The sequence below is a fragment of the Acetomicrobium sp. S15 = DSM 107314 genome (assembly GCF_016125955.1).
GTDB lineage: Bacteria > Synergistota > Synergistia > Synergistales > Thermosynergistaceae > Thermosynergistes > Thermosynergistes pyruvativorans.
The window spans coordinates 1-331 of sequence record NZ_JADEVE010000256.1 but is presented as its reverse complement, the minus strand read 5'-3'; the positions used below and the strand labels follow the sequence as shown (position 1 = coordinate 331).

General features: G+C 49.2%; 1 protein-coding gene. It reads right to left on the bottom strand.

The window, feature by feature from the left end:
- Positions 1-117: 117 nt before the first annotated feature.
- A complete protein-coding gene (locus tag EZM41_RS07130) occupies positions 118-219 on the bottom strand; it encodes a GNAT family protein (protein ID WP_198470431.1) in 102 nt (33 codons plus the stop codon).
- Positions 220-331 lie beyond the last annotated feature (112 nt).

The window sequence follows — 331 nt, the reverse complement described above, 5'->3', positions numbered from 1 at the left end:
AGGAATTCCTGAGTCTACGGAGCTAGGAAAGTATGTAGGACCTCTCAATCGAGAGGGCATTAAAGTGGCTCAGGTGCACTGTGGAGCGCCTGATGAAAGACATGGGCCTAAAAGGGATTACCCTTTTTTGGTCAACCCCATCCAAACGAGATCGAAGTATCGCCCGTTCCTGTATACGACTTCCTTGAGCCTGCCTTCGACTTCAAATCCAACCTTCATGTAGCGGCCAGCCTTTCACATAATTGGGGTGGACCTGCTCGAAGCGTCAGAGGTCTGACTAAAGGATTAATGCAAAAAGGCGTTGAGGTAGCGGTCTTTGCTCTGGATAATC